At 40.6% G+C, this 4,606-nt stretch carries 7 protein-coding genes; 1 reads left to right on the top strand and 6 read right to left on the bottom strand.

Annotated features, from left to right (window positions below):
• The coding region (locus UF05_RS24950) for an IS3 family transposase (protein ID WP_139045501.1) at positions 1–96 on the top strand (96 nt) is incomplete at its 5' end.
• Between the two features lie 286 nt (positions 97–382).
• Here UF05_RS24950 and UF05_RS16970 read toward each other — a convergent pair.
• The 6 genes from UF05_RS16970 to UF05_RS16940 form a co-directional block, all read right to left on the bottom strand.
• Positions 383–739, bottom strand: a complete 357-nt coding sequence (locus UF05_RS16970; protein WP_020198239.1) for a hypothetical protein — start codon at positions 737–739, stop codon at positions 383–385.
• 178 nt (positions 740–917) lie between these two features.
• Positions 918–1,463, bottom strand: a complete 546-nt coding sequence (locus tag UF05_RS16965; protein WP_045544991.1) for a GNAT family N-acetyltransferase — start codon at positions 1,461–1,463, stop codon at positions 918–920.
• 106 nt (positions 1,464–1,569) lie between these two features.
• Complete coding sequence (locus tag UF05_RS16960) at positions 1,570–2,391, bottom strand: DUF2971 domain-containing protein (protein WP_045544990.1); 822 nt, start codon at positions 2,389–2,391, stop codon at positions 1,570–1,572.
• A gap of 479 nt (positions 2,392–2,870) precedes the next feature.
• The gene (locus tag UF05_RS16950; RefSeq protein WP_045544988.1) at positions 2,871–3,395 is read right to left on the bottom strand and encodes a hypothetical protein; all 525 of its coding nucleotides are present in this window, start codon (positions 3,393–3,395) and stop codon (positions 2,871–2,873) included.
• Between the two features lie 231 nt (positions 3,396–3,626).
• Complete coding sequence (locus UF05_RS16945; protein WP_045544987.1) at positions 3,627–3,893, bottom strand: hypothetical protein; 267 nt, start codon at positions 3,891–3,893, stop codon at positions 3,627–3,629.
• A 152-nt stretch (positions 3,894–4,045) separates the two neighbouring features.
• The gene (locus UF05_RS16940) at positions 4,046–4,456 is read right to left on the bottom strand and encodes a hypothetical protein (protein WP_045544986.1); all 411 of its coding nucleotides are present in this window, start codon (positions 4,454–4,456) and stop codon (positions 4,046–4,048) included.
• Positions 4,457–4,606: the final 150 nt, after the last annotated feature.

Here is a 4,606-nt window from a genome sequence, read left to right as displayed (position 1 = left end):
TTCGAGTACATTGAGGTTGATTATAATCGGACGAGAAGGCACAGTGCTCTTGGGTATCTAAGCCCAGTTAACTTTGAACAGAAAAATGTCGCTTAATGAAGTGTCCAGTCTGGCTGGAGCAGATCATACCCTTTGCTTGTCTTTTGGTGCATTTGCAGTGTCATCACTGCGAAAATTTCTTAAAAACCACTGAGACAACATATGTTGATTTTTCGTATATTTCATGATCCTAACTTCTTGTAAGCATAACGCCGCGTTAAGGTGTGAGCAACGCAATACCGATGCTTCTGCACACCACCTTAAACACTAAACGCAACGCATAGCAAAAATGCCACGCGTTGCGAATCACTCTTAAACAGTTTGTTATGTGCGTACTAACCAGTTATGACAAACTCGCTTCAAGTTCAGCATCACTTAAATAACGATGTCCTTGGTTTAAGCCTTTAATCTTTTTGAACATAAACTTTGGCATATCTGGAGCAAAGATTTCCTTTTCGTTCCAGCACTTCCCACCTAAGAATATATAGCGACCATCGCTACCGGAATGATGTTCTGGGTTGTTGTCGAACGTAGACAATTCAGCCGTAACGTCCTCGATAACACTTACTACCTGACCTTTGATGACACCTAGAACTCGATACACTTCGTGAGCTTTATCTCCACATTTCCATGCTTGCCGAGTTCCCATTTCGTAGCCGTGCTTTGCTACACCATCATGCACATGTACAACAATATTCATCGTAAATTTAGTTAAGCAACAAAGCGAACATTATACTATATGTTTTGGGGTAAGCACATAACGCCCGCCTAAGGGGCTGGCAACGCATTACCACCAAACTCAAACACAACAACCATAACCACCGCGGCTCATAGGGACTGGAAACGCCACGCGTTGACAGTCCCTCTTGAGGCGTTTGTTATGTTTCTGGCCACGATGTACGACTTAAGCCATAAACCGCATGATCTACGACGCGACCATTTAAATTTTCTGCACGAGTCATTGTCCCCTCAAGCACGAATCCTAAACGCTCACACACATTTCGGCTGGGTTGATTTCCCGTTGCTGCCGATATTTGAACTTTTTCCATGTCCAAGTCGGTAAATGCAACGTCTATCAGCTTCAGTACTGACCTACTAACGATACCTTTACCTTGATAGTCAGCACTTAACCAATAACCCATTTCCACTTTTTTCAGTTGATGGTTAATGCTGTTAAAACTGATGTTTCCGACTAATTTGTCTTTATAAATCATGCCACAAACAAGCGATTTACCATCGGCATAATCATGTAATGAGCGGTGGATAAAACTTAAGAAGAACTCTTCGCTGTTTGCGTGAGGAGGCCACGCTAACCATTGGCTCAAATACTCACGCTCTCTACTAACAATTTCGAGGTAGTGAGGCGCAAATTTAGGAGAAACCAAAGCAAGCTTTAGGTCTGTATCAACATCCAATGTAAACATGATTTCCTCTTAGAAACATAACGCCGCATTAAGGTGTGAGCGGCGCTTGGCTATACTTGAGCGAAGCGAAACAGCCAAGCGTTGCGAATCACTCTTAAATGCTTTGTTAGCTTTGTTGGTTGATTGATTGTTCTGCTATTAACTGCCATGAATGTACATCCGGCTTACATTGCAACAATTTTAAATCTTTGCGTCCCCATGAGAGAAGGATATCTTTAAGTTCATCACCGGAAAAATCATTCTTTTTAGTTACATTCTTATATACATGCCGACCTAAATATATTTCCTTAATGGCATTTTCTGGTATATCCAAACAATACAATGGACGCCCTGCTACTGAGATTTTATTCCAAGCGTTACTGCGCCCCTTACCGAAATGGTAGCTAAACGGTAGAGCTGATATGTCCTTAACAACTCGAACTTCTTCTTCATAGCTCCACTCAATAGATTTGTACAAAAATGCCCTTTTGACTAGATTAAACGAGTCAGAGTTAAAATTGATGCCATTTCCTATACTCATCAATTCTTCACTACTTAAGGTAGGCAAATTTTTATGTGGCTTGGTTGCCGAATAGACGATTTCTCCATACTGACAAGGTATGACGCATGCATCTTCATCTGTAAATCCAGCTAATTTAGCATCAAAACCAATTACCACACCTTGATGTTCGTCTCCATAGTGAGCCCACATTAATGGGTTCAATGGTTGCCTAGTAAGTGAAAGCACACCATAGTTTCTTGAAAAACGGTTTTTACACGCATTCGTAGCCATGCTTGCAGTTGCGAATGAATCACTATCACCTTCCTCGAATCCAAAAGCGGTGCATTCAAATGGGTCATTCAGATCTTCAAGACAAGAGAAGCCAACTGATGAATTTTCAATAACAGAAATAGCCGCTTTAAACGACATATATTTATACAGAATCAACGTTTATCCTCAAAAAGCTAACGCCCTGTTAAGGTGTGAGCAACGCAATACCGATGCCGCCGTATACCACCTTAAACACTAAACGCAACGCATAGTAAAAATGCCACGCGTTGCGAATCACTCTTAAACAGATTGTTAGCTTTATATGCGTTTTGTCGCCATTAATATACATAGTAAAGCCAAAGGGAATAAAGTCACTAAACTAGCTTCTACTGTATCAAGAAGCTTTGCTTGTTGAATGTACGAAACGATACTCGAAACAGAGCAATAGATTATCGATACAAAAAATGCTATGAAGACTTTCCCCCCGCTAAAGCCTTTCTCAATGTTCAACTTATAGTTAAGAACGATAAGGGGTAGCAATAACGCTATAATGTTGTTCCCTTGAAGAGCTGGGATTGAAAGTGCAGAACCCAAGTATATAGAAAAAGAGATTAGTACTAGATAACTAAATAGCGACAATATTGTATATTTAAACATCACTTTCGCCTTTCTAACTCTGCCGTGTACTTTTGCATTTCGCTATAAGAAAACTCATGAATTCCCACTAGAGCAATTGATGCAATCAAAACAGCTACATTCCCAGAGCTAGCACCTTGTTTGATGATACTCCAAGCGGCTCCGCCTGCTCCATAAGCTCCAGGATTTGCTCCCAAGATACTTGACCATCGGTTAAAGTCATTATGAAATTTTAGAATTTCAGTTAGCTCTTCAGTAGTCAGTGACCACTCTCCCCATTGAGGATTTACCAACACATCTGTGCATCTTGTTATGAGACAACTCTTTAAAGGACAGCTACTTAAGCTGTGTATAATTGCCATAGCTTGTTGCCTAGCATTGCGGCCCAACTGACGATACATGATGGTTCCAGACATAGCTTGCGAGACTTTAACAGGATCTCCTTGAACTAAGTGTTGCGGGATATTCAATATCTTCGCCAATGATTTAACCGCATCGGCTTCGTTGTTAGGTAATTTATAAGGCAAACGACTAACGTTATTCATTACTCTCATTCCGTTGATAATAAAAGAAAGTACTTAATACAATCAGAAGAAATAGTGACCTATTTATCATCGCCATCTATGCGATCGACTTCTAGAAAGCTAACGCCGCGTTAAGTAGTGAGCAACGCTACCACCCAACCTTAACCATTGCTCCGTAAACACCAAAACTCGACTGAAACCGAGAATGCCGAGCGTTGCGAATCTGCCTTAAACGCTTTGTTAGCTTTATTGCTAGTGACGCATAAGAACCTGTTTTACACTGATCGTTGATTTTTTCAGTTGCTCATATTCAGTTCGAGTGATTTTCACTTTTTCAAACTTTACTGAAAAATGCCCTTTGTCGCACTCTAGGTAACAGTCATTTTCACTGTCCACATATGTACACCAAAAATCACCATAGAAATAGTCCAAGTGCTTTTCATGCTTAATCCTTCGGGTTTCCAACACTTCATCTTTGTCTGGATAAGTAAAAGGAGCTTCAGAATAATACTTTGACATAAATAACCCTTTTAAAGCTAACGCCGCATTAAGGTGCGAACAACGCTAAACACCTAACCCAAACCACTGCATCTTAAACACTAAAACCAAGTTTAAACTAAAATCGCCAAGCGTTGAGAGTCACTCTTAAATGCTTTGTTATGCGCACTTTTTTAGATAACGTCCCTGAGGGTGCGTTCTACCAAAACACCTGAGACAAACTTGAGTTTTACTGCCTTTGTATAACTTAGTTGAAAACCCAACTCTACGTTACAGTCAACCAAGTCGCCTTGAGGCAATTCAAATATTCCTGAATACCAACTCGCAAACAAAGGCTCATTATCAACAAGGCGGTATTTCCCTTCTAGGTTAACCAAATATAGCTTGTTACCTTGTACTTCCCAGGTTGCAATATAATTACGCCAGCAAGCTGTCGAAAAATAGATACCATTTGAATCGATACTTTCAAGATCGCTAAGACTCAACTCCTCAATCTTCGAATTATCGACAGGAAAACCCAAACAAAAAGGCATTTGATATTCGGAGCCTAGATATTTGCAGTTATCCTTTATTTGATTTGTCATGTATCCTCTAACCCGAAGTTCGCATAACGCCGCGTTAAGGGGTGCAGGCACGCAATACAAAAGCTACCGCATAGCGCCTTAAACACTGAACCCAACGCATACTAAAAATGCCACGCGTGCCAAATCCCTCTTAAACGCTTTGTTATATGC

This window comes from Vibrio sp. S457-15 (assembly GCF_000960545.1).
Lineage (GTDB): Bacteria > Pseudomonadota > Gammaproteobacteria > Enterobacterales > Vibrionaceae > Vibrio > Vibrio parahaemolyticus.
Note: the sequence above shows the minus strand (reverse complement) of the source record. Positions and strands in the feature narration are given on the sequence as shown.